12 protein-coding genes are annotated in these 25158 nt (G+C 45.4%); 2 read left to right on the forward strand and 10 right to left on the reverse strand.

Translation table 11 applies throughout. From position 1 onward, the window contains the following. Positions 1-5: 5 nt before the first annotated feature. Positions 6-10919 (reverse strand): SDR family NAD(P)-dependent oxidoreductase, encoded by a 10914-nt coding sequence (locus MH117_RS06635; RefSeq protein ID WP_239327895.1) that lies wholly within the window; start codon positions 10917-10919, stop codon positions 6-8. 965 nt (positions 10920-11884) lie between these two features. Between MH117_RS06635 and MH117_RS06640 the strand changes: the two genes are divergently transcribed. Next, positions 11885-12583, forward strand: coding sequence for a DUF4386 domain-containing protein (locus MH117_RS06640; RefSeq protein ID WP_239327896.1), 699 nt, complete (start codon positions 11885-11887; stop codon positions 12581-12583). 186 nt (positions 12584-12769) lie between these two features. On the opposite strand, the gene MH117_RS06645 is transcribed toward MH117_RS06640, so the two are convergent. From MH117_RS06645 to MH117_RS06665, 5 genes are all read right to left on the reverse strand, one after another. Then, complete coding sequence (locus MH117_RS06645) at positions 12770-13372, reverse strand: class I SAM-dependent methyltransferase (RefSeq protein ID WP_239327897.1); 603 nt, start codon at positions 13370-13372, stop codon at positions 12770-12772. 36 nt (positions 13373-13408) lie between these two features. Continuing rightward, positions 13409-16024 carry a phosphoenolpyruvate synthase gene (ppsA, locus tag MH117_RS06650; RefSeq protein ID WP_239327898.1) on the reverse strand — a complete coding sequence of 872 codons (2616 nt, stop codon included), beginning with the start codon at positions 16022-16024 and terminating at the stop codon, positions 13409-13411. A 387-nt stretch (positions 16025-16411) separates the two neighbouring features. Next, on the reverse strand, positions 16412-18322 hold the full coding sequence (locus tag MH117_RS06655; RefSeq protein WP_239327899.1) for a M56 family metallopeptidase: 1911 nt from the start codon (positions 18320-18322) through the stop codon (positions 16412-16414). Then, positions 18322-18732, reverse strand: coding sequence for a BlaI/MecI/CopY family transcriptional regulator (locus tag MH117_RS06660; RefSeq protein ID WP_239327900.1), 411 nt, complete (start codon positions 18730-18732; stop codon positions 18322-18324). Before MH117_RS06660 ends, MH117_RS06655 begins: the two co-directional genes overlap by 1 nt. Positions 18733-18938: 206 nt before the next feature. Continuing rightward, positions 18939-19676: a hypothetical protein gene (locus tag MH117_RS06665; protein ID WP_239327901.1), complete on the reverse strand. Its 738-nt coding sequence runs from the start codon at positions 19674-19676 to the stop codon at positions 18939-18941. A gap of 406 nt (positions 19677-20082) precedes the next feature. Between MH117_RS06665 and MH117_RS06670 the strand changes: the two genes are divergently transcribed. Beyond that, on the forward strand, positions 20083-20637 hold the full coding sequence (locus tag MH117_RS06670) for an SMI1/KNR4 family protein (RefSeq protein WP_239327902.1): 555 nt from the start codon (positions 20083-20085) through the stop codon (positions 20635-20637). 127 nt (positions 20638-20764) lie between these two features. On the opposite strand, the gene MH117_RS06675 is transcribed toward MH117_RS06670, so the two are convergent. From MH117_RS06675 to MH117_RS06690, 4 genes are all read right to left on the reverse strand, one after another. Next, a complete protein-coding gene (locus MH117_RS06675; RefSeq protein ID WP_239327903.1) occupies positions 20765-21208 on the reverse strand; it encodes a DMP19 family protein in 444 nt (147 codons plus the stop codon). A gap of 127 nt (positions 21209-21335) precedes the next feature. Further along, positions 21336-23003: a DUF6138 family protein gene (locus tag MH117_RS06680; protein WP_239327904.1), complete on the reverse strand. Its 1668-nt coding sequence runs from the start codon at positions 23001-23003 to the stop codon at positions 21336-21338. Positions 23004-23087: 84 nt separating this feature from the next. Beyond that, a complete protein-coding gene (locus tag MH117_RS06685) occupies positions 23088-23795 on the reverse strand; it encodes a DUF4274 domain-containing protein (RefSeq protein ID WP_239327905.1) in 708 nt (235 codons plus the stop codon). Positions 23796-23842: 47 nt separating this feature from the next. After that, positions 23843-25135 carry a DUF1963 domain-containing protein gene (locus MH117_RS06690; protein WP_239327906.1) on the reverse strand — a complete coding sequence of 431 codons (1293 nt, stop codon included), beginning with the start codon at positions 25133-25135 and terminating at the stop codon, positions 23843-23845. Positions 25136-25158 lie beyond the last annotated feature (23 nt).

Raw genomic sequence — 25158 nt, forward strand, 5'->3', positions numbered from 1 at the left:
ATTCCTTACATCTGTCTCCATACATTGCCTCCGCTCCACACAGATCGAGCGGAATTCTGGCAGCGAATATCTTTGGGCTGCAGCAAAGGAAGTGGCTTCGGAGACCTTATACTCATCCTTTGTAGCGCCTCTTCCCAGTCCCCAATAATTACATGGGCGTTAGTTCCCCCATCTCCAAAGCAATTGATGGCTGCAATACGAGCTTCCATGTTCCATGGAGCCGGATCACGGCAAAATTTGAATGGGCTGCCGCTCAGGTCAAAGTGCGTTAACGTTCCTTCTCCGGATAGGAAAGGTACATGCTGTCGATGATGAAGCATTAATACTACTTTTATAAAGCCCGCAATACCTTCGGCAAAAAGAGGGTGTCCGATATTCGGTTTCATGGACCCGAGACCGAGCGGCGCCGAAGAGTCGGAACGGTAAGCCGAATATATGGTCTTCAACTCCAGAATATCTGTCGCGATTGTGCCCGAACCATTTGTCTCGATATAAGAGACTTGCTCTGGCCGCAAACCGCTTTTGGTCAATGCTGCTTCCAGGACATGCTGTTGTCCTTCTAGATTGGGGATAGATATACCAGCCGTTCTGCCATTATTATTGATCGCTATTCCTTTGATAACCCCGTAAATTCGATCCCCATCTCTAAGCGCCTGCTCCACTGTCTTCAGCAGCACCAAGCCTGCGCCTTCACCGGGAATGACTCCCGAAGCTCGGTTATCGAATAGATGGAACTGGGGCTGTTCGTTCAAAATGCCGCGCAGCTTGAACATTCGGTGGGTGGCATCAGTTGACAGCAGGTTAGCGCCACCTACGACGGCGGCCTCAATGTCTCCGCCTTGAAGTGCCTGCACGGCCATATTCATCGCAACCAGAGCTGATGAGCATGCAGTATCCACTACGGCACTCGGTCCCCGCAGATCAAAAAATTGCGATATGTTGGCCGCTAAATAGTTTTGCCCGACGGCAAGAATAGGGTTGGCTGCGCTAAGCAGATCCAGTTCACTCTGCATGTAGTTGCTGCGGGCACCGAGATATACGCCGATCGCTCGGCCTTTGACCTCCTCATAATCGTATCCCGCCTGATGCCATAGCTTAAGGGCTTCCTCCAACAGAAGCAGAGCTTGCGGGTCCATCACCTTCGCGTCTTGTTCGGAAATTCGGAAGAAAGACATATCAAACTTGGTGATATCGTCAAGCAGCCCCGCATAGTAGTTCGTCGAATACTCCCAGCGTGAATAGGGTACTTGACGGATTGCGGATCGTCCTTCGGTCAACAGCTTCCAGTACTGCTCAGGCGAATCCGCTCCAGGTAGCCGGCAGCTCATGCCTACGACTGCAATATCCGAGCTTCTATGCTTCTGCTTGTCCTGTATCCAAGAGACTGCTTGCCCATGCTCACAAGCAGCATCCGATTGCAAAAACTGACCAGCTGTCTCGAGGGCTTGTGCCATCTTAGCCGGCATAGAAGCATCGTTGTGTAATGTGATCAACACAGCATTCAGTGCATCCTTATAGCTTCGTTCCAAGTAGCTCGCCAGTGCTCTAATGGTGTGATACTCCATCAAGAGAGACGGATCGAGCTGCTGCTCTAGAGTCTGTCCGATCTTTTGCAGCAGCTGTGCTTGAATGATGGAGTCTATTCCATATTCATGAATCTCTGTGTCCGTATCGAGAAGAGACGGATCCATCTTTAATTCCTTGGCAAACAAACCAACGAGCCAAATCTCGGCTGAACGTCCCTCTCCATTACCGATCCCCTGCTTCCATGACAGGTTCTCCATGATAGTCCGTGTATTGGCTTGTCCCCTACCGCTGACTGCTTTTATTTCAGGGGGTGAGCAAAGTTTGGCAGCTGGCCTGCCACGATCCGCTCTGTCTAGCTGCAATAGTGTCGTTGGTTTCCAAACTGCTGGATTGACGATAGCCGGCATAAGGACCGGTCCGATTTTTTTAGCAAGCACATAGTCCAGAAATTCGAGACCCTCCTGATTCGTGATGGGGACAAGGCCCGTTAGATCATATGCCTTGTTCCGAATTTCCCCCATGCCTGTTTCCTGCCAACTCGGCCACTGCAAGCTGACGATGGGCAGTTCCTTACTTCTCGCTGCGGCGACATAGTCCATATAGGTGTTGCCGACTGCATAGTCGCTCAATCCCGCTGCCAACGAAGGAAGCAGAGCTGACACAGAAGAGAATGCTACAAAAAATTGCAAAGGTTCTTCCCGGAAACAGGAAATTAAATGATTAATACCTGTTATTTTTGGCTCCAGCACTTGGTTGATCCCGTTCATGGTTTTGCGGATGAACGCTGGATTGTCCTTATCCAGCGAGCCTGCACAATGCAGCACGCCCCCGACAGGACCAAAGCGCTGATGAATTTGCTGCAAGCTCTGTGCGAGTGCCCGCGCATCTGAAAGCGGAACAGATAACACTTCCACTGCTGCTCCGTCCTCTTCCAGCGCTAAAATCGCCCGAATTTTTCGAGCAGCGGAGGTATGCTGCTCAGTATACATATTCCATTGCTCTCGCGGAGGCAGACTCTCACGCCCAGTCAATACCAGCCGCTTGACACCGTAGTGCTTGACAAAATGCTGGGCACATAAGAGTCCGATACCTCTCGTTCCTCCCGTAATCCACAGCACGTGATGCTCGGGGAAAGACAAGCGCTCCCCTTGAAGCCCACCTTTTTCTCGTTCACGAAGCACAGGACGGTAGCGTCGGGAATTTCGATAACAGATTTCCATTTCACCGCTATCAGCCAAATATTCCTGCACGATCAGTCGAGCAAGTGTCGTCTCGTCACTCGATCCCTCTATATCCAAATGTCTTGAACGCAAGTGGGAATACTCACATTGCAGCATGCGATACAACCCTGCTCGCATTGCTCCTGTCAAATTGACTTCATCGTGATCACCAAACCGTTCAAGGTCTTGAGTAACGCCCAGAAGCATCAGCCCCTCCCGATGTTTCTGGTCAATCAAGAGCTGCAGCCACCGCATCCAATCGGACGAATCATGACAATCCTGTGTGCAGCCCGCTAGATCGATCAGCCCGTCAAAAGCAGACCAATCGAATTCTTCTGACACATGACGCACATCAAACAATCGACTGTGGGGTAGAAGATTCGCAAGCTCTGCGGACAGTGCGCGCAACTCCGGCGTCGCCAGAATGGCCACCATGCCGTGCACACGGCGAGGTGCTCTAATCTCGCACAGCTCCCATTCTTTTGTGACAAACACCTTCTGTCGCATCGGATCAGATTGATGTAGAGCTAATTCATTTATCGTATTGGGTGACGCTCCATAAAGTGGCTGCTGCGGTAGCGATCCGCATTCCGTCGGAAATCGGTATCTCTCCTTGGCGAAAGGATAGCCAGGCAGTGAAATACGCCGCGGCTGGTAATTCATAAACAGGAATCGCCAATCGATGGACATCCCTTTCACCCATAAGCCGAGAAGCTTGTCGTATTTCTTTTTGGCGGACCATGACTTGATGACAATCTGCATATCCTCATCATGGGTTAGAAGACTCAAAGCTTCTTTGTATTCTTTAGCCTGTCCCCGGTATACAGAGCCCCCTTTGCTGCCAGTCAAAAAGTCTTGCAGCTTCGAAGTCAGTTCTTGAAGCGATCCAGCAAGCAAAGCTAACCGCTCCTCCATCGGTTCCCGGCCAGTTAGCAAAGTAAATGAGATGGCGGGAAGGTCGGCGTCTGTATATATGCCACTGTAAATGGCCTCCACCAGTTGTTTTGCCTGCATTTGCAGGCGGTCGGTATGTCTGGCTGAGAGCAGAAAAATAAACGAAGTCACCATTATATCAAGCTTCGGCTTCGTGTCCTCTGCCATGTATTCACAGACAATCGCATGGGCATTTGCTCCCCCGGCACCGAATGACGAAATGCCCGCGATACGAGGGATTTGCTTTATCTCACCATCAATCTTTATGTCCGGCCGCTTCCAATCGCTAAGTTCACGTGAAACGATGAATGGAGTATTGGCAAAATCAATATTTGGGTTTAGGGGGTCCGAATGGAGAGACGGTGCGATCTGCTTGTGCTTAAGCTGCAGCAGGACTTTAGTCAAGCCGGCAATACCTGCACTGGCTTCCAAATGGCCGATATTCGACTTAAGGGAGCCGATCGCACAGAACTGCTTGTCCTTCGTATATTTGGCAAATGCATGCGTCAAACCACTAATCTCAATGGGGTCTCCAAGCGCCGTTCCGGTGCCGTGAGCCTCAATGTAACTTATCTTCCGCGGGTCCATATTCGAGCGCTCCAGCGTTTTCAGGATGACGTCTGCTTGCTCGGTTGGATTCGGTACAGTATAGCCGTTGGTCTTCCCACCATGGTTCACCGCGGTCGCTTTGATAACTCCATAGATATGATCGCCATCTTTGATCGCGTTTTCCAATCGTTTCAGAAGGACCGCGCCTACGCCTTCTCCAGGAACATAACCGTCACCATCGGCGCCGAAACTCCGGCACTTGCCGTCTGTCGACAGAAATCTGTATTGACTCAAAAACAAGTACTTGCCCGCACCAATTGATACATTAACGCCGCCTGCAATGGCGATGCTGCTTTCATCCGTTATAAGGCTTTGACAAGCTAAGTGGAGAGCTGTGAGCGAAGCCGAACAAGCTGTATCCACGGTTAAGCTCGGACCATTGAAGTTGCAGAAATAGGAGACTCGATTGGCAATACTGTACAAGTATCCACTAGGACTTACGTGCTCGCCATGTGACTGTGCTATTGCTGCAAGCTCCTGATAAGGCTGCCACATCGCACCCACAAACACGCCTACCGTGTCATCGGAAAGACTTTGTCTCGTATACCCTGCATCTTCAAGCGCATGCCAAACGACTTCCAGAAATAATCGTTCCTGCGGATCCATCAATTCAGCTTCGCGTGGGGGAATGTTAAAGAACATCGGATCGAATACATCAACGTCTTGCAGGAAGCTGCCCCACTTGCTATACAGTTTGCCGTGCTGCTTATCGGGATTGTAATAATGCGAACGATCAAAGCGATCGAGCGGGATCTCTTCGGTACAATCCCTGCCGGACCGCAGATTGTCCCAGAATTCAGCGAGCGATTCCGCTTGTGGATATCGCCCAGCCAGTCCAATAATCGCAATATCGCGCGAAGCCGGAGCATGCCTTTCGGCATGGGCCACAGCAAGTGCCTCAGGCTTTATGGTCACTTGTGAGATGACTTCACCTGCTGCCAACGGATTGTCGCATACATCCACGACAAGATTGCTTATTTCTGGAGAGGATTCTGGCGGAGCAATTAGGTCACTTGGTGTCTCTGTGGGGATGAGCAGCTTATCGCGCAGCATATCTGCATGCTCGTCTACGAAGTAGTCGATTAATTCTGCTAAATTACGATATTCGAAAAACAGCGTTTTGGACAAGCCGGCATCAAACGCATCCTCAAGCTGTTTGTTCAACTCCAGAATCAAGATGGAGTTGATGCCGTATGACTCGAATGGCTCGTCTGGCACGATCATTGTCTGCTCTAGTCCTATTGAATCCGCCACGAGCTTACGAAGGAATTGTGCCGCATGTTCCTTTAGCATCTCTGCTCCAATCTGACCATCAATTGGTAATTCAGATTCCTTCATGTTCCCTTTCCCCTGACCTGACTTTATCGCAAGTCCATCCTGCATGTCTTTCCCAACTCGCAACTCGTCCAAAATTCTTTCATCCGTCTGCTGCGCAGCTGATTTATCGTACTTTACCACTTTAATCGAAAAGTTGGTCAAGCGTGCTGCCACAACCCCGTCTTCCCCACATACCTTCAGATTAAATTTTTTGATATCCGGATTATCTTTTGTTTTAAGGTTCATCTCGCAATACACATGACATTGGCGAGGGATTATACCTATCATCTCCACACAATCGATGCCTACAGGAATAAAGTCCCGATCATCATCGCCATGATAGCGATTGTTTATCAGAGCTGTCTGAAACACGCCGGTTAACATGGTCGGATGGAGCAGGTAATCATCATATGTTCCATCGATGTTCTCCGGGAGCTTTAGTGTTGACAAAGCCTCACTCTCACTTAACACGATTTCTTGCATCGGCATAAAGCTTTCCCCAACGATAAGACCTTCGGCATGAATTTGCTGATACACCTGTTCGCGTGTCCAGCTTGTCGTGCATCGCTGTCTGATTGCTATCAAATCAAGGAATTCATTGTTTACTGCTGACGAATCAAACTCGGCATATTGCAGTTCTCCTGTTGCATGAACAACGGATTCCGATTTCTCCATACTGTATATTTCATAAGTAGTACGGCTGCCTTTTTGCATCAATTGAATATAGACATCAAAAGGCTCTCCTGCCGAGGAAAGCTGCTTGGCCCAATAGCAGTTGAGCAGTTTGTTCACCTTCTTGCTCGGCAGTAACAGTGCCCCAGCTTGCCTCGCCATTTCCGCATAGCAGGCGCCCGGTACGTTATACTTGTTATCCACAACATGATCCAGCTGATAAAACTCCGTGTTGTCGTACCGACGCTGAAACAAGGATCGATCCCGTTGAACCTTATGCAGATCGATGAGCCCAGTACTCCGATAGAGCGGAGCTAAGGCTCCAAGCTTGCCGTACTGTTCAGCAATCGTTGCACGATGCTTGTCCTGCAGCAGGAAATCTACAATTTGCTGCGGCGTCCCATATTCAAAGAGTAGAGTCGGCTTAAAATCAACGCCTAGACTCTCGGTAATTAGCTTGGAAATAGCCAACAATGACATCGAATCGACTCCCAGTTCATGCAGTGGCTGTTTCGCACCGATCTCATCGAACGGCAGGTGCAGCACTTGCGCTAGGATCGTAAATAAGTCGCGTGTAACCAAGTGAGTAAAATCAAGTTTCTGCTCTGTTTTGTTGTCTTGAAAAATTCCAAAATGACGGTTAATTTTTATCTGATCCCCTTCAATGCCGACTATGTGTGAATAACCTTTACGACGTGCCAACCCAAGTGCTTGTTCGAACAGCTGCAAGCCACGACTCGCTGCAAGCGGCTGCATTCCAAACACGTTCCAGAGATGTTCCCGCTCTTCCGGTTCCACCTGCATCCCGCCGTTTGCCCAAAGTGGCCAATTAATGGAAATCGTGAGACCACTTCGCTGCCGAGATGCTACGAGCTGACGGCGATAGTTTGCATACCCATCCATAAAGCTGTTGCCGGAGGCATAGTCGCCTTGTCCTTGGTTTGGCATCAATGCCGCTATAGACGAGAACATAACGAAAAAGTCCAATTCATCACCAGCCGTAGCGCGATCAAGATGAATCGTGCCTGCTAGTTTTGGCCTTACTACATTTTCAAACGAATCGGCGGTTTTACGCAGAATAAAACCATCATTGATCATGCCGCCTCCGTGCAATACGCCATCAATCTTACCGTATTTCAAACGAATCATTTGTACTGTCTCTGTGACCTGAGCTTCGTTCCCTAAATCCACCGGGATATATTCGCCCGTGCTGCCCAAGCGCTCCAACTGAGCAAGCTGTGCTTTAATCTGTTCCGTTAGCGGTCTGCGGCCAAGCAGAACGATCGATGCCTGTTGGGTCTCTGCTAAGTAGGAAGAAAAAATGCGGCCGAGTCCGCCTGCCCCGCCTGCAATGAGATAAACTCCGCCACGTTTTAGAAGCGTCTTCTCTGGCATTGAATCGCCCTGTATTGCAGACATGATTCGTGCATGCCGCAAGCCGGATTCATACTTTACTTCATGCAGCGGAGCCTCGGATGATGTGAACAGCTCCTCTAAAAGCGCGTGGCCGCAGCTGTTGAAGCTCTGGTCAAAGGTTACAATCTCTAGCCGGAGGCGCGGATATTCATATTTCAGTGTACGGGCAAACCCGCCAGCAGATAGCAGCGCGGGCAATTGTTTCTCACGCACAAGTTCACTGGCATAGACCATTTTAATCGCCTGTTTGAACTTAGACTTGATTACGACTTGTGCCAATAAGAGCAGCATTTTTAAATCTTCCGCACCAGGACTCTCCGCCGGCACAATCATTTGCCGCAGCGGAAATCCGCTTTCTTTCAGTGCAAGAAACGCCTCCAGACAGGCCTCGTGGTCATGGGGCTTAATTTTCAAATGCAGAAATGGAACTTTGTCGGCAAGCTCCGTCAACATCTGCTCTTCCAACTGCTCAGAACCGTTCACGAGAAGTAATCCTTTTACTTCTACTTCCGGAGCACATACTTCCTGACGCCAATCAGATGTATAGAACAGCATGGGCTGCACCGTTGGAGTCTCTAATATTTTTTGAGTTTGGATAGATGTTAAAGGTCTTTTCGTGAAATTTTTCACTATACCAAGCACATGTCCTTGCTCATCACAATAATATAGATCGAACCGGAGCGATCCCTTTTTATGCTCTGCATGCTGCTTTACATAATAGAACCTGACCGTTTCCAAGGTGCTGTAGAATTGGAATGTTTCCGCAAAGTACGGCACATATTGCGCTTGTGAAGCCGTTTGATTACATACGCTTAAGCCCACCGCAGCTTGGAGGGCACCGTCAAGCAGTCCTGCTCGAATTCGTTCCGAACTTGATGTGACTATCTCGGCAAGTGCCTCTCCGCGACAATAACAGAGTTTGCCTATTACCCGGAATGAAGCTCCGTAACCCAAGCCATGTTCGAAAAAAAGATCATACAGCTCATCCTGCACTAGTTCCGTTACGCAGCGCTTCCGAATGGCCTGCAAATCAATTCGTTTATCTGTCATATCAACTGTGCCGGCAAGCATCATGCCTTGGCAATTCTGGTCGTTGCCAGTATGAAACTGCACAAATTCCCCGTTTCCCCTCGCTTCGACAGTCAGTTCCACATTACGTGATTCCTTTTCTAATACGAGTGGCTTCAACCAATATATATCTGCAAAGGTCCAGACAGCTCCTGCTTTCTGTTCCAAGGTTCGTGCAATCAAGTCAAGATACCCTACTCCAGGCATTACCTTTTGTCCATGTACGAGATGATCCTGCACGAGCGGATCGCGATTCGAAATGGTGAGCCGAATCGGTGCTACTGGGTATACAGAAGTAACGACAGACGATCCAAATGATGGTTCCTCATCCACTGCCCTTGTCTTTACTGAATCTGAATCAGCAGGCCCAACTGATTTCTGTTCAAACCAACAAGGAATACGCTCGAACAGATACCCTGGGAGCACAATGCGGCGACCGTCGTAGATTTCCTCTGCCCATGCAAGCGGTTCGCCCCTTACCCACTGCTCTGCGAGGATTGACGAACTATCCGTTTTGTTAGGAACGATTAGAGCTTTATCCTTTTTTACGACAGCAATGCCATGAACACATCCTGTCGTGTCCCCACGTAAGAACCGTTCCAACTCGTTTAGAACCTGCGTCGTAGACTCTGCAATAACAGCCAGGCGTTCCTCGAATTCATCTCGTCCGAACATGAGTGTAAATGCCAAATCATCCAAGCTTACCGCTTGTCCAGCCTTACTTCGCAAAAAGGTCACAAGCTGCTGGACCGTCGCCTGAAGTCGCCTTTTTTTTGCAGAAAGCAGGATCATTCGTTCATGGCTTGTCCCCTTTCTACGCTGTTTTAAGGGAGGTGATGGCTCCTCCAATATCACATGCGCATTGACTCCACCCATGCCAAATCCGCTCACTCCAGCTTGTCGTGACAGCGTCTTGCCATTGATCCGGCGTCTCTTCCATGTTGTTGGAGCGGTAACCAGAAAGAACGGTGATTGCACGAGCGATATGTAAGGATTTGTTTCTTTATGGTTGAATAAGCCAGGCAGTAAGCCATGCTGCATTGCGAGCAGCACTTTAAAGATTGAAGCCATGCCTGCCGCGCTTTCCAAATGTCCGATATACGTCTTCACCGATCCTAATCCGCAGCTGTTCTCATCAGGTTCAAATCCCTTTTCTTCAAAATACTGTGTATATGCTTTCTTCAATGCGTTGATTTCGATCGGGTCTCCTAGAGGTGTGCCAGTCCCATGTGCTTCGATGTAAGAAATATTTCTGGGATCAACATTGGCATGCCGTAGAGCGCTGTAGACGACCTCTGATTGAGCATCCACGCTCGGTGCTGTCAGGAAATTAGAGCGTCCCCCATGGTTGATCGCTGATGATTTAATAATACCTAGAACGTTATCACGATCCTTTCGTGCTTGAGTGAGCGGCTTGAGGAACATCGCTGCCACACCTTCTCCCCTAACATATCCATCTGCAGAAGTATCGAATGTCTTACATTGACCATCCGCTGACAGCATCCCAGACTTGGCGTGGGAAATATACATGCGTGGACTCAGCAGCGCATTAACCCCGCCGACGATCGCCGCCTCACATTCTCCTTCCCGGATATCCCGACATGCATGGTGCAGTGCGACTAGCGAGCTGGAACATGCGGTATCGATCGCTTCACTCGGTCCCCGAAAATCAAAAAAATGGGACACACGATTTGCCAAAATTGAATGTACAGTCCCAGTAGAAACAAATGCACTAATATCTTCGGTGTTAAGCAGCTCCGCATAATCATTTTTTGAAACTCCGGCATAGACGCCGACCTTCTTGCCAGACAGGCTGTTCGCCCGGTAACCGGCGTTTTCGATTACCTGCCATACCGTTTCCAGAAAGATGCGGTGCTGCGGATCTATATAGTTCGCTTCTTTAGGTGAAATGCCAAAAAAGAGTGGATCAAACTTGTTAATATCGGCAATAAATCCGCCCCATTTGCTGTTTGTCTTGTTCTTTTCCTTTTGCGGATCGCCGTATACATCCTGCCAGTTCCAGCGCTCGTTCGGAATCAGAGTAATACTATTGATGCCTGACTGCAGATTTTCCCAAAACTCCTGAACACTAGCCGCTCCCGGAAAACGACCAGCAATTCCGATGATGGCTATGTCTTGCTTCGGCGTCATAGTCATTTCTCTCACTCCACTTTTATTAGTTTGTGAACACAAAAAAAGAGGAGAATCTCCTCTTTCTTCATCATCTAATATTCATTTATTAAGGGCAGACCCTTCCCAGGTCGTCTGTAATCAATTACACACTACAATACAAACAACTATGTCCCACACCGGCTTTTTAACGTACCGCAGCATCGATTAAAAATCCCAGTGTGTTCACAAAAACGGGCATTGGGGTGTCTATTAACGCTCTAGGTGTTGTGTTCAGGATGATGAAGAGATATCAGATCTGCTACCACATTCATGTCGTTAAATGAAATACGTCAAATTGAAAATTCACCTGATGTTGAATGTGTCGTATAGAAGTTTGTTGAAGCAGGAGGTTAGCGATAATTCTCATTAACACTAACAGTTAAAAGTGCGGGAAATCTAGTATTATTATCCATCAATATCCGCCAAAAGTAAATATCTGCGATGCTGTAATAACACTATTTATGAATTCTTTACGGCAAATCTATGAATAGTCGTTGAACTTATTAATCTAACTATCCATTATGTTTACATATAATTAACATGCCTGATTTATAACACTACGAAAGAACATAACACATCATAAATTCATAAAAACATAACATCTCTAAGGACGTTGTGTTGTGAAGAACCATCAAAAGAAAGAACACTAGAATAAACCATCGGTCAAAATTATAAGGGGACAGTATATGGATGAGAAATACCAACAGCAGGGTGAGTTTGGACTGATGGATCATAGCGAGGACGACGGGAAACATTCGCCAATAAGATATTGTTCAAAACGTAAACAGGTGATGCCAATTCATGTACTAAAGGCAGTTTCAGCCCCGTAAAGTAAAAATAAAAAGCTACTATATCGATTCGGAACAGGGATCATTTTTTTGCAGTAGCTGGGGCATCAATTGCAGGTTCTGAAAATGCCGCAAAGGTTAGGTACAATAAGGAGGTTAAGTATGTTGACGAAGCGTGCAAACCCGGGTAAAAGGTCTGCCTTAATTACGGGAGTGTTATTATTAGTCGGGTTGCTTACAGGTATATTTAGTGTTGTTCCTGTTATAGATGGAGCAGACTACCTTGTTAAATCTTCTTTAAATGAAAACCAAGTGATTACAGGTTCATTTTTCCAGTTGTTAATGATTGCTGCCTATGTAGGTATTCCTATTTTGATGTATCCGATTTTAAGCACGTATAATAAAGGTTTAGCTCTTGGATCTGTTGCTTTCGGCATCATTGCGGGTGTGTTCATTATTATTGGTGTAATCATTCTTCTGCTGCTTTTGACATTAAGCCATGAATTTGCAAAAGTTGGAACTCTGAATGAGTCGTATTTTCAGACCCTTGGTGGATTGTTACGGGAAGGCCGTGATTTGGTGAACCATGTGGCAACGACACTGACATTCGTTTTAGCTATGTTCTTGTATAACTGCATATTTTACCAAACCAAATTGGTTCCACGTTGGTTGTCAGTTTCGGGCCTTATCGGGTCTACATTGTCCGTCTTGGCAAGCTTATTATTTATGATTCGGTTCATCGGTCTGGATGAAGCCTATATGATATTGAACATTCCGATAGCCTTTCAACAATTGGTTTTGGCTATATGGCTAATCATTAAAGGATTCAATCGGCCGACACAGGATTCTGTATCTTACTGATAAACATATCGTTGTTAGAAATGAATGAGCCGTTTCACCACATATTCCGCCGTTATTTATTGTACGGTTCTCCGCGCTATCCATAGCGGAAAGTTTAAAGGCCACCCTTCACGGGTGGCCTTTTGCTGATCTCGTTATCTTAATCGTTTCACGTATCTAGTAACGGGATATTTTCCGCCCACAAGTTTACTTTTGAGCATCAAGAATAAACATAGATGCATCTTGTCCCATGAATATTTTACTTCCATGATAAAAAGTTTTGGATTGAATATTTTTGTACCCTATTTTAGTCATAATGTCAGTCAGTTTTGCTTGATTAAATCCATTATGAACAAAATCTGATACTACTTTTTCATTTTTATTAAAATCTACGATTAGCACATGTCCCCCTTCATTGAGAACATCAAATAGTTTTGATAAAACGAATTCTACATCATTAATATGGAGCAGAACCTGAACCATAAAAATATAGTCAGCACGCAAATCCGATAATACGCCCTTTTCAAAATCAAAGCATAATGTATCTACATTCTGAATATTAAAATCAGAAATTTTTTGCTTTATTTGATTAATCATGTTTTGTGAAGTATCCAGAAAAAGTATAGAATTAAAATCGTTTAACAAGTTCATGCCGACAAGACCAGTTCCACACCCAAAATCAATCGCATTCTTACGATTAGCATCAACTACATACTCACGAATGGCATCCGATGATATCTTTGCAATTTGAATTCTTTCAGAAGTGTCGTAACTATGAGCTATCATTTCAAACTTATCTGTATTTCCCATTATTATCTCTCCAATCTGCGGTAACCACCCTATTATCTATATTATTTCGATATACCCTTCTGTTCCATGCACGCGAATTCGCTGCCCATCTTTTATTAGTTTGGTAGCATTCTCCACTCCGACAATTGCTGGTAAGCCATATTCACGTGCGATAACTGCTCCATGGGTCATCAGTCCACCAACTTCTGTGACTAGTCCTTTTATGGATACAAACAATGGTGTCCAGCTAGGATCAGTAAACGCGGTGACTAATATATCCCCATCCGCCAGATCAGCATCTTCCATGTTTAAGATGACACGCGCTCGTCCCTCTATAACTCCGGAAGAAACAGGTAGACCTACAATCGCATCGGCTGGGACATTTTCTCGCTTGTACTCACCTGCAATGATTTCACCATCAGACGTGATAACACGTGGTGGAGTTAGTTTTACAAATAATTTGTACTCGTCTTCTCGGTTGCTGATGATCTGGTGATCTAGTTTATTGGTGCGTACGACTTCTTGAAGTTCTTCAAAAGTGAGAAAATATATATCTTCTTGTTTATGAATAACGCCCGCTTGAACGAGTTGTTCGGCTTCTTTCAATAGAGCCCGCTTGTATGCGAAGTAGCGATTAACCATACTATATTTTGGATATTCCCTATACCCGCTGAAGTTACGGATCAGATCGATCATTTGTTTTGTTTCGTTGGCTTTTTGTTCACCAGCCGGTAATTGCTTCAATCGCTCTAATAACTCTTGTTCTTTTTGCGCAGCTTCCTGTAGCCCTTGCTCAAATTTTCGATCACCAGCATTTGGCTCATGGTTTTTGATATTACTAAGAATCATGGGGATCAGTGTAATTGGCTTTTCGCTCCAACGAGTTTTAGTTATATCAATTTCTCCGCTACATCGCATCCCGTATTTATTGAGATAAGCATAGATAGCGGCTTGCGTTTCCTGGCCACCGTCAAACGCAACCAGTTCGTCCAAAAAGTTATCGTCTTTTACATGTTGTAAATAATGGATAATTTCTGGATAAGGACGAATCACATCTGCGACATTCAATAGCGCCAGACCCATTTCCGAAGTAATATTGCTTTGTACGGATTGAGAAATCGTATCTGCTGCGTTTTTTTCACCTAACCACTTGTTCATGTTTTCATTGATCCATGTTGAAGCATCCATAGCCGCCATAATTACACCCAAGCTTTGTGGGTCAAACAAAATCTTCTTTAATTGCTGAATATCTTCTAGAATAAAATCAAATAAATCTGATCCTGATTTCGTTTGGATGTTTTGTATTAGCTCTTCTATCGAAACTTGACTACTCTTAATCAATTCAGAAACAATTGTTGGATCATTTTCGATTTGTGCTTGAAGACCCGCAGGCGACTTACGTTTATTGATATTACTGAGACGTGGTTCTTTTTTATCATTTGATACCGATTTTATAAAATCTCCTCGCTCTATTAGAGTCACAAGTACGTCTTTAATGAGCGGATCCGATTGTCCCAGGGAATTCAATAAATTGTCTCGGCTATCAGGTGAAGCCAACATAGGTGTAACATCAACAAATAACCTTCCACCAGCTTTAAACCTGGGTCCAAAAGATGTTAACTGAAATATAGACATTCCTAATGGTTTCAAGGGTTCGGTCATCATTTGTTGATGACCGACTGATACGTAGACGTGACCTTCTTGATCATTCGCTTCAGGGATTGGATATAAAGTCGTGATTGGCCGGCTCTGGACAATATAAAAGGTATCATCAACCAAACACCACTCAATATCTTGCGGACAATCAAAATAAGCTTCGATCTGTCTTCCAATGCGTGCCAACTGTAATATTTGTGGCTCCGTAAGTGTTTGAGTCGTCTGCTGATCAGGATCGATCTGCTTTGTCTCAGTACCGCCTTCTTTTCGGCCATAGATAGCCAATTTTTTAGTTGCTATCCTCTTATCAACGATTTTACCTTCCTGTACTTTATAACAATCGGCAGATACCAAGCCAGCGACCAATGCTTCTCCAAGTCCATAACTGGCATCGATTGAAAGCAGCTTCCGGTTAGAAGTAATCGGATCAGCGGTAAATAAAATTCCTGAAGCCTGTGGGAAAACCATTCTTTGAACGATTATGGATAAATACACTTGACTGTGATCAAATCCATTTTGCATACGGTAGATTACTGCGCGATCCGTAAATAGGGACGCCCAACACTTGCTGATATGCTGCATGATTGCTTTTTTGCCGATGATATTTAAATAGGAGTCTTGTTGACCAGCAAAAGAGGCATGAGGCAAATCTTCAGCAGTCGCACTAGAACGCACTGCGTAAGCATGTTCTTCTCCTAACCGGGAGAGATAATGAGTAACTGCATCCATAACATCGGAAGGAACTTCTACTTCCATTATGATTTGTCGAATTTGCCTGCTGATTTCACCAATCTCATTTCGATCTTCTGCTTTCAGTATGGTTAGTCGATTGAGCAAAGCATAATACGCTTCGTTTTGTTCGAGAGCTCTTTGATATCCCATTGTTGTAACACAAAATCCTTCTGGTACTTTTATTCCTTTAATTTTTGACAATCCCCCCAGATTTAAACCTTTTCCGCCAACGAGCAATAGCTGCGTTTTATCTATTTCTTGAAGATCGAGCACCAAAGAACTCATTCAATATCTCTCCTAACCATTAAATTGAGAAAAACATTTGACATGAGTTTACCAGCATGATACAATTAGATTGTAAGATGCATTAATTATGTCTTATTTATTTTTAAAATCGTGATTTGATTATAACATTGTGTATGTTGATATGCAATATTAAAGAACCTGATTAAACGATCCAGGTTCTTTTTTGATTTCTCGCTATCTTAAGTCACATTAAACGATGGATAGAGTCTAACTCTATTTATTCGAAGTTTGCAATCTTATTTTTTAACCCCGTAATGAGCTTGGTGAGAGGTATATTAGTCCTTGTTCAAATAAAATAACCCATACAACCCTATTTTCAGGACTGTATGGGCTTATAGTTCAAGACCTATATCTGGATCAAAAATATTATTTCTCTACGGCTGCTTTCAGAATTTCGATCTTCTGTTCCCTGCTCATATCCGATGAGGTTGAAATACTATATTCAAATTGGTCGGTATTCCAGAAAACATATTTTGGATATATATGCTTAGGGAAGTTATCCTCGAAGAATCCCTTTTTATCAGTTTCTCCTGTGTCTAGCATATATCTAGAAATAGTTAACGTGTCTTTCCCATTCGTGTACTCTAAACGGAGGGTTGCAGCCTCGTTCCACTCCATCTTTTTCGTATAGAGAGGTTTGCCACTCTTTTTGCCCTCGGCTCTTAGGTCATCAATGAACTTGCCCTCTGTTGCTGTTGGACCATCAATCCTTGCTTTGGAGAACGTATATCCCTTTGGAAGATTATTAGGTTCCTGCACGAGAGGCCCCTTCAAAACAGACGCATTTTTTAAATAGTCCTCGTAGGAAGTGTATTCAAGTGACACGCCTCCCCAAAAGCTAAGATCAAATCCACTATTCAAGTCCTTATATTTATGGTACATAACATAAGAAACACCTGTTTCTTTTGGCAATTCCTTCACTCTCTTAGTTTCATCCTCGATAAACTTTTTTTCCTCTCCGGTTAGAGCCTTAGCTGCTGCTGCGGCTTTTTCAAGATTTTTTTCCACTTCTTTCTTGTAAAGCGTGCGGTCTATATCCCCTTCCGGATAAATAATCTCTGGCTGACTGTTCACAGCGGCTTTGGTATCCTGTTTCAATTGAACGGAGGCTGCTTGTAGCTCACTCCCAGCATTGCTTTCCTTTGCGTTAACTAACGTCACACTGCCAAGCGCGAGTATCATCGTGATCCCCAGAATGGACAGGCGATATGATTTTTTATTAAAATGTTTGATCATTATAAGTCTCCTTTTCATTTGTTTATGCGTAGCAGATAAACCAGCAAGTCCCGGCTTATGATGGTTTCCTGAAAAATGCTCCAGCACATGGATGATCGTTTGCCCGTATGCACTGTTTTGCTGTGGACTCATCTGATCCAGCACGCATGCATCGCAGGCCATCTCCTGATCCTGTCTTGCTTTATATACGGCAAGCCATAATAGTGGATTAAACCAGTGGAGTATCAGGATGCTGTGCACGATCCAATTCACCAGTACATCTCGTCGCCTAATGTGGGCGAACTCATGCGCCAGAATATACTGAAGCTGATCCTTTTGCAGCGTAACGAGTAGACTTGGCGAAATGACGATCGCAGGCTTGCGAAAACCGACCACGGCTGGCCCAGGAATAAGCTCGCTGGCTACAAACTGCACTTTGCGCTGCACGCCCAATAATTGTTTTGTCTCCTGAAACACGGATGATAAATAAGGCATTTCGATATGTCGGCCTGCACGCAGGGCTTGTTTCAAGCGAACTTGATCGAATACCGTTTTCGCAGCAAACAGCAAAACACCTACAAGCCAAACCCACATCAGCATATTTATGAAATCCAGTTGCTTGAACCCGCTCCACCAGAAATGCCTTTCCTGCACGATTCCCGATTCATACGACGGAACTGATACTTGCACGGATCCCCTTATATGGATGCTTTTCTCTGCGTTAAAAGAATGTACTACATGAGCTGTTGGTTCGCCCATGTCCACTGATCCCTTCCACAATTTGTACCACAACGGCGAAATTTGACCTTGCTGCTGAATACCGGGCGACATGCTCTCCAATGAAAAGACATTGTAGAGGCTAAGCGAAGACTCCGGTGCCCACGGAAGCAGTAAACGGATAGCCACAGGTAGCCACAACAAATATATCCATCTTGCTTCAAGCTTGTTTTTCAGAAGAAATTTCAGGATCAGGACAAGCAAGACCAAGATGCCGGCCATGATCGATCCACGAATTACCCAGCCAAAAACTGACATTAAACTCCCTTGTAATGTAAGACTCATCAGCTATCTCTCTCTTCTCGCTCACCGCCACTGTCATTATCATCAAATAATGCCTTCAGATCCTCGATCTCTTGCCTGTTCAGCTTTTTATCCTCCAAAAAGTTAGCCAACATCGGCTTTAATGCCCCGCCATACAGCTTTTTCATAAAGGATTTGGTTTCAGATCTCAGGTAGTCTTGCTCACTGAGAAGTGGATAAAATAATTGAGCACGTTTCGAACCCTTTTCTAACTTTGCACCCGCCGCTTCTTTCTGTACTAGACGACTGAGAAGCGTCCTTGTTGTATTCGGGCTCCATCCCATCCGATCCGTCATGTGCTTGACGACCTCGCTGGAAGGGCAATCAGGATTTATCCACAACACGCGCATAATTTCCAGCTCAGCATCCGTAATAGGTGGTATTTGTTTCATGCATGTAACCTCCAAAGTCAATTTAATCAGACTACGTATGTAGTTATAATTAATGCTACAATTGTAGTTTGATCATGTCAATACGTTTTGTGCATCTCCTTTGTTCTCATTGCGGTTACATGCATACATAATACTTACCACTGCGGGAATGATGGTCAGCACGTGAGTTCACAAGCCACTTTTTAGGGATGTCCAATAATGAAATATTATTTCTTTATTGCTGCTTTCAGTATTTCAATTTTCTGTTTCCTGGCTATATCTGATGAAGTTGAAATGCTGTAGCCAAATTTGCCGCCATCCTGCCAATAAACGTATTTTGGAAAAACTTTCGCCGGGAGGTCATCGTCAAAATATCCTTTTTTCTTACTTCCCTTTGCATCTACCGTATACTTTGAAAAGGTCAGCGTATCTGTTCCGTTTGTGTACTTAAGACTGATCGTTGCTGCCTCTTTCCAATCCAACTTTTTCGTGAAGATAGGTTTTCCACTCTTTTGACCCTCGGCTCTTAGCGCTTCAATGAACTTTCCACCTGTTGGACCTTCAATTATGGCTTTGGAAAACGTATATCCCTCTGGAAGGTTTGAAGGCTGCTGCAAAATGGATCCCTTTAAAATAGAAGCTTTTTTCAAGTAATCCTCGTAAGATGTGTATTCGTGTGTGAGCCCCCAATAGCTAATATCTAGTCCGCTATTTAACGCCTTGTATTTATAATACAAGACATATGTATCACCCGACGCTTTGACCAGTTCCTTTACTCGCTTGACCTCATTTTCAATAAACTTTTTGTCCTCCGCAGGTATTGCTTTTGATGACTTGGCTGTTTTATTAACAGCGACTTTTGGGACATTCTCGTTCGGTTTCGCTTCGGCCATCAAATTCACCGTCGAACCTAGTAATAACATACTGCTTAGTGCTGCGACTGCTACTTTTGTTGCTGTTTTCATGTTGTACTACTCCTCTCCTAATCGTTCTGCAATATTTGAACTACAGACGTAGTTATAAGTTAATACTACAACTGTAGTTTTATAATGTCAACACTATTCTTTTTTGCACTGCTTTCCAGTATTTCGCCTCCTACATACAACACGGGTAATGCGAAGGTGTCTCTCATTCCTGGTTAATTTTTTTAAGTTGTATATTTCGAAATGAATATCTGTCTAATACAGTAGATAGATTGGAGCAAATTGTTCTGACACGGGCGGTGATCCACAGTGGACAATTATCGATATCTCCCTATATAGTAGGACATGTTGAGGTAAGATTGAGGCTGGTTAATGTAACAGGATAATTGAGATGAATCTAATATGAATACGTAATCATTCAGCAAGATTTCAAAGGAGGTATGACGGAATGAACTGGAAATCCGTATTCGAAGTGCGTTATCAAGAGCTTCCCGGAGTGACAGAACAAGAATTGGAACACGTTCTGGACAATTGGAACAAACCGTTATCCAAGGACGAAATAATAGAAATTTCGGGGAGACAACGCAATCCCTTTCCTAAGTCTGATCCCATGCATCAATTATTCCAGCCTTTTGATCCGTCAAAATGGTCCATTCCAAGAAAGCGTCTGCCTGCCACATATCTTGATCTACTTCGTTATTCCAATGGCGGCGAATTCGCAAATGGTGAGCGGCATTTTCAGTTTTTTAGCGCCGATGAGTTAAGAGTCATGCTTCTGGCTTATGAATTTCCACAATATATGCCGGGGGCGGTCTCCTTTGCCATGGATGGGTGCGGGCATCATTATGCTTGGGATATGCGCAGTGATCAGGAGCAGACCGAATATCCTATTCTCGTGACTCACTCGGGAAATCTAGGTTACGAGGACGCAGTACATATTGCAGGTACCTTTATTGAACTATGCAAGGGGACGATTTCAGTAGAAGATTTGCTATATGAGTAAGGATTTTTTAGTACGCATTAAAGACGTATTGGTCAAGCAACGAAAAGAGCCCACGTTCGATGAACGCGGACTCTTCTTTTTTAGTAATGGAAAAGCCACTTTGCAGCGGCATTCGCAATCTTCTCTTCTACGGGGTGTGGATACCTAACGTCTCCACGTAATATCGATGTGCCATTTCCGCGATATGGTCCTGGTCTTCCCAATATTGCTCATCCAGCTTATCCAGCCGTTCGATCTCTTCCTCAGTAAGGTACTTCGGAATATCCCATAGCTGTGCAAGGCGCTTGTCTCCAGACAAACGTTCGATACAGGAATATCCGGTCTGAATGATTTCGAGTGCATGCACCGCTCCAATTGCTTGTAACGCTCGAATCGCATGGAGATATGCCGCTTGTCCCCAATTGCAGAAAAACTGAATAAACCCGCCGTTATAGAGGTCAGCTTCCAGCAGCCACAAGGCAGCAATCTCTTGTTCCTCCGAGGTCAAAGCGTCCCAGCCGGATTCATTCTTCTTATCCACAAAGGCCATGGCAAAATTGAACCATGTGTCGCAGATATCCGTCTCTTCCATTTTATTTCCCCCATTATGTGCATATCTTCGTTTATTCATAACATCATTTATACACTTCATCATCTATAAGCAAAAAGTCGCGGCCATCCTAATTATTTATCTTTTCGCTTAAATTATTTCAAATGCGTTAACAGCGTGAGAGCGCGAGCAATTGCTCCAGCCTTTCTTTTAGCGGTGCTTTAGCTTTTCGTACCGCTCCCTCCAGCTTCTTCACGCTTCCAAAGACTCGGCACACAACCATCTCACATTGATAATTCTCTTTGTCTTTCAATGCTTCGATAAGCGCCTCGGCAAGCTCAGGGCGGTCGATAGTCAGATTTTTTACCTTTGTCCCCTCATCAATGCCTCCCAGGAGCATGGAGACGATCACTGGCATATGCTCTGCCTTGACGCCATGCGCCTCTATAAATGCCTGTGGATAGCCGTCCTGCACCATTTGGTGCTCCGTATCCACCATGCCCATATAACGGGATACCAACGGGAAATAATCCTCGCTGAATAAGCCAAGACCTAATACGGCATAAGTGCCCGGCATAGCCGATTTCTCGCTCGGCTCCACATCACCGTACCATGCGAACTCCTCCATTGCCGTATCCGCATATTCTGCAACTTTGGGGAACAACGCCGGATAGCTGAGTGCATTGGCAAAAAAACGATGCAGCTTGGACTTCGCCAGCTTTTTATACGGAAGCACATGCTTTTGGCTGCTTTTCAGCTTAAGGTTGTATTCTTTGGGAAATTCCTGCCGCAATAGATCGATGATATAATCGAGCGCTTCACCGTAAGCCGCTTCCTCTTCAGAGAGAATCCGGATGTCGATCGTCTTCGTTACGTCATTGTTGCGGGCCTCTACTTTCTCTCCCCGATAGGTGCTCGCAAATTTACCGCTGCCTATTTTCAAATAATCTGCTGCTCGCTTGGAACCCAATTGCGCCGCAAGTTCCAGATACTTCAGCCGATTATCTGGCTCGGTTAAGCCAATCTGTAGGGCTGCATAAATAAAGAACTCCAATTCTTCAGCATCTGCGGAAGAACGAATCGCTTCCTCCTTCAGCACCCATTCGTTACTATAATAACCGGTTTGGTTAAAATGCTGCGGTAAAAAGTGATCCTCTGACCAACGTTTGAAGGTATAAGTATATCGGTGGCTCCAATCCCGCTTGCGTTTCTGGTTCTCCTTCAGCTTGTCATTCAGTCTTCGGATCAATGGTTCGATCTCTTTTACTTCCTGCTTCATGAGATCAGGATTAATCAAATGGCTGGCAAAAAAGAAATAGTCATCTTGTGCGGGTTGCACAGGGGGATCAGATAACACCTTTGTTTGAATAAACTGCTCTAGTGTCTGTTTCAGTTGATTTAACTTTGGCTCATTTATGAACTGTTCGTTAAGTGATAATTTCGACTGTTCCCATTCAAACTCCAATACAACTTCAAACTTATAATCAAAAAAACGCGCTCCCAACTCCTCAGAGTGGAACAGTCGCTCTACACGATCGCACAAAGCAGGAAAGAATTCCTCAATGAGAAGTTCATCGGTTAACTCCGTGATGTATGCACCTGCTTTGACTTTATATGAATTGTCACTCCAGGATAACGGCTTGTAGTCATCGATATGAATGTTCCCCGCGGCCCAGGTAAACTTGCCTTTTCTCCATGCGATTCGAAGATAATCCTTGACCCCAGCCTGTAAACTTCTTTTATCCTTAAACTCGTTGAGCCTTTTGCTTTCTTTTGCGTAAATCGAATTAATTTCCTCCCATACATCATTCAGAAATGCTTCAACAGCTCGATTCAATGGTTTCTCCTCCTGCTCAAAACATAAATATATGTTCACCTTCTACACTGCTGTCCACCATACATGTCGACATGAAAACTGGCCTCAGTTCGCTAAGGTCTGCTCCAATCTCCCCTTCAACCCTACAGCAAGTTCCTTCCAACGCATCCCCTCTGTTGATTTCTGGAGCTTCGACTCATCCTTCTCCAGCCAGTAATCCCCTTCCAGCAGCTCGTACATGTCCAGTAGAGTGATCTCCAGGATAGCGGGATTCTGAAAGGCGGCCAACATTGGTTCCGACCCATCGTCCCAGTTGTAGCCATTCACGACAGCATGAAGCAGTACGGGAGAATCTAAGAGACGAATCTTCTTACTCATCATACTCAGAGATTCCTCATATAAAATCTCATCAACGGTCTCCTCTTCTTGCGCCGTCAACGTTAGACGAACCGCTCCCTTTGTATCAAGCAGCAGATCAGCGAGTCTGTTGTCGCCGCGAGCTGCATTCCAAGCGGTGGCTAAGATGCCCCGCGGCGAGTCGAGCTTGGCACCTGCCTCGATTAGCTTCATTATCGCATCAGGTTGCTTGAACTTGATCGCTTTTTTCAATGCCGTATCCCCAAGCTTGTCCTCCAGCTCAAGCGCAGCCCCCTGTTCAATCAATACCTCGATTGCATGAACAGGCATTCGATTCGTCAGAAACAGCATCAGCGGCGTTCTGCCCCGCTCGTCCCGTTCATTCACATCCAGTTCGGCAGCAGCCGTTCGAACGACATTGAGGTCTTTCGTCTTGCTGACTTCCTTCCAATTCACTAATAGATCCTCCCTTGTTATAAGACAGGGAATTGAGCATGTATGAATCAGCTTTGCTGATACAATGTCGCCGTCAACCTATCCTCTGTACAAATAAACATATAAAAAATGCCTTCACCATACTGGTCGAAATCCGCCCAGTCCAGTTGACCGATAAACCGCATTCTTGTGGCACAGCAAGGGCAAAGCGGATATTCGGCATCCTGTACCCAACTTGGATGCCCCCCGATTTGCGAATCCAGCTGAGTCAATGCCCAACTCGCAGCAAAGTACGGAGATTGCGGCTCGGATGCTAGGCTAAGCTTAGCTGAGGCTGCTGCAGCGCTGCTGTCCTCATCATCCAAACCAGGCAAATAATCGGGCTTCTCGTTATACTGGCTCCAAGTCGGCACACCCTGATGATCGAGCTCCATGTAAATGGTGTTGAAGCATCCGCATTGCTCGCATGATGCCACTTGCAGGCGTTCTATAGACAGGCCGAGATAGGCCAAAGATGGATGAGTGGTGTCAGCATCTATGAAAACAGTCAGCTTCCTCTCGCACCATGGGCAATTCGAATTGCTCGTTTTAAGGAAATGAGCATCAGGCGTTTCTCCTGTACAATCCTGTTGTTCATCCGTTGCCCGAATCGCATAACACAAATTACTGATTAATTCGCGTCTTTCCCCATTCGATGCAAGCTCCCATCCCCCCTCTAATGCATACATGTCAGGATTGACGAATAACTGTTCCGCCCACTTTGGCGGATTCAGCCGCCATTCCTCAAACTGTCTCACAACCTCAGCGTCACCAATCCAGCTTAATATGAGCAGGAGATGATTGCGGTTATCATCGTCCCATTTCACCTGCTGCAGCAGCCGGTTACGGATCTCGGGCGGCACATCCTTAAATAAGATCGAGGAATGATACATATCACGCTCTATTAGCTTGGGCAGAACTCCTGAAATATCATCATTGCGGTAACATACGAGCGATAATAGGATTTGCTCTGCTCCATCCTCATTGCCCGCATCCAATAGCTCCACCGCATACCTCAGCATTTGACCTGCCTCTTCAGCCGTTATTGATACATATACCTGCTCTTTACTTAACGGGTAAGGAACATACTGAATCAGCGGGTCATACCGCCTCGGCTCATGCATGATCTTCAAAATGTCCACTCGGCCCGTCAAATCTTCATACAAATCCACCGTTCTCCGATGCTGTTCAATATACGCTTGCCGTTTTTGCCGTTCCTGCTCCTGATGGCAGGGCATACAGAACCCGCCTGTTTTGGCCGCCGTGGTTGGCAGAATCGTCGCGCCGCAGCCTTCCGTTTTACATGGAATCCGTTCAATCATTGCCTAAGTTACCTCCGTCACAT

Origin of the sequence: Paenibacillus sp. ACRRX (genome assembly GCF_022346885.1) — a bacterium.
Lineage (GTDB): Bacteria > Bacillota > Bacilli > Paenibacillales > Paenibacillaceae > Paenibacillus_B.